A 2,014-nucleotide genomic window follows, 5' to 3' on the forward strand; every position below is an offset into this window, starting at 1 on the left:
CATGAGCCTGTTATCTGCTCATGCTATTTTGAAACTATTTACTGAATAGCCCTATTGAAGAAAAAGAATTCTATCCGAATATTTATCTTAATTTTCCATTAATTCCACCACCCCATGCTTTTATCAAATTAATTTATCCAGTTTTTCTGCTATTTCATCCGTTTTCGGGAGTAGTTCTTTGTATGTATCGGGCAGTTTCGTTGTAAGGCTATATGTGGCAATTCCTATAGGTTGGTTAGAATCTTTCAAAGCATACTCCACGATAGTACGCTTTTTAGATTTACAAATTATGATTCCGATTGTCGGATTTTCATGCGGTAATTTTACAGTGTCGTTTAGAATATTGAGATAAAATTCCATTTTTCCTTTGTATTCCGGCAGAAATTTACCTATTTTGAGTTCTACAGCAACCAGACATTGGAGTTTACGGTGATATAAAAGCAAGTCAATAAAATATTCTTCTCCTTCTATTTCAATGCGGTATTGGTTTCCGATAAATGCAAAATCAGTACCGAACTCAATAAGGAAAGAACGTATGTTTTTTATTAATGCCTGCTCAAGCTCATACTCGGAATGTTCGTTATCTAATTCCAGAAAATCGAAAGTATATTCATCTTTAACAGCTAAAATAGCTTGATTCTTTATGCTATCTGGCAATGTGTTTTCAAAATTATGTTGTCCTAACAGATATTTCTCAAAAGACTGTGCTTCTATTTTATGGATTAGCATATCTTTCGTCCACCCGTATTTTTTAGTGGAGAGAATATAGAATTGTTTTTGCTGAACATCTTTACACTTGGTCATTATTACCAAATGCTTGCTCCAACTAATTTCTCCAACTAATGGTTGGAGAATTTCATTACCTTGATATTCAGAATAAAACTGAGCCATTGACCACAAGTTAGAAGTTCCAAAGCCTTTTATTCCCGGAAACTCTTTTTGTAAATCTAAGGATAATGTTTCTACCACAGATTTACCCCAACCTGATTCCTTTTGTTTTTCTGTAATTCGTTTACCTATATCCCAGTAAAGCTGTATCATTTCTTTATTAACTGCTTTCATCGCTTCGTATTGGGCAGAACGGATACGTTGCTTTATCTCAACAAGGAATTGTTTATAATCGGTAGGTTGAATATCGGTCATTGATTTTATTTTTTAAAGCTCAAAGTTAAGACTTTTTTGCTTTTATATGTATAATCTGTAAAATTCAAGCAATTTTCACTTCTCTATATCTCTCCAAGCCGGAAAATAATTCTGTTCCAATAGTTTTTGTAAGTCAGACTCCCTGTAAATGATTTTACCACCAAGTTGTATATAAGAAATAATACCCTGATTACGGTAATCCTGTAAAGTCCTTCGGCTTATCTTTAAACGTTCCGATACTTCCTGATCAGTAAAATACCGTTCACCATTCAATGATGGTTTGGTTTCTGCCTGAGCATCTTCCAAACAAGCCTGCATTTCATCCAGACTTGTAAAAAATTCTGTTATCTGTTCGTCCCTTTTTGTAATTAAAGTCATATTCAGGTATTTTATCAAAGATGTGATGTTTTGTTTGCTAAAAGGAATTTTTCAACATCTTTCGCTTTGTAATAAATCTTATGGTTTATTTTGCTGAAACCTATTTTCCGTGTATCCTGTAAAGTCTGCAATGTTCTGGGAGAAATGTTCAACCGCAAACAGACATCCTGATTATCGAGCCATTCATCCAGTTTGTTATTCTGTTTATTTTGATACAATGTTTTCACCCTTTTCTTAAAATCCTGAAACCTTGATTTTATTTCATCAAAAGTGCTTTTGTCTATATTTACAATTTCCATAATGTTCATTGAATTTTAATATTATCGTAATCAGTTTGGAAACAGAGAGCAATCAGAAATTATCATTATCATCATAATAATAACTTTATTACTCTCCGTTATCTTTCCTCTATAATTATCATCTTCTCTAAGCAACAAATAGCTTAGAGAAGGTTTCGGTTTTGGCGCAGCACATGACTCCCTCTCCTCATTTT

General features: G+C 33.2%; 3 protein-coding genes. All 3 read right to left on the minus strand.

Annotation, left to right across the window (positions count from 1 at the left end):
- Window positions 1-123: 123 nt before the first annotated feature.
- The 3 genes from D0T49_RS12855 to D0T49_RS12865 all read right to left on the minus strand — a co-directional run bounded on the left by D0T49_RS12855 (window position 124) and on the right by D0T49_RS12865 (window position 1,820).
- Entirely contained in the window at window positions 124-1,143 is a 1,020-nt protein-coding gene (locus D0T49_RS12855) for a YhcG family protein (protein ID WP_163632350.1), read from the minus strand.
- A 75-nt stretch (window positions 1,144-1,218) separates the two neighbouring features.
- The gene (locus D0T49_RS12860) at window positions 1,219-1,521 is read right to left on the minus strand and encodes a helix-turn-helix domain-containing protein (protein ID WP_163632354.1); all 303 of its coding nucleotides are present in this window, start codon (window positions 1,519-1,521) and stop codon (window positions 1,219-1,221) included.
- A gap of 14 nt (window positions 1,522-1,535) precedes the next feature.
- Window positions 1,536-1,820, minus strand: a complete 285-nt coding sequence (locus tag D0T49_RS12865) for a helix-turn-helix domain-containing protein (RefSeq protein WP_163632357.1) — start codon at window positions 1,818-1,820, stop codon at window positions 1,536-1,538.
- Window positions 1,821-2,014: the final 194 nt, after the last annotated feature.

The sequence above is a fragment of the Paludibacter sp. 221 genome, assembly GCF_010501035.1.
Classification (GTDB): domain Bacteria; phylum Bacteroidota; class Bacteroidia; order Bacteroidales; family Paludibacteraceae; genus QVMH01.

Bases quoted from the DNA above. Each gene is read 5' to 3' on its own strand.
- D0T49_RS12855 (WP_163632350.1), bottom strand. From the start codon at position 1,143: ATGACCGATATTCAACCTACCGATTATAAACAATTCCTTGTTGAGATA.
- D0T49_RS12860 (WP_163632354.1), bottom strand. From the start codon at position 1,521: ATGACTTTAATTACAAAAAGGGACGAACAGATAACAGAATTTTTTACA.
- D0T49_RS12865 (WP_163632357.1), bottom strand. From the start codon at position 1,820: ATGGAAATTGTAAATATAGACAAAAGCACTTTTGATGAAATAAAATCA.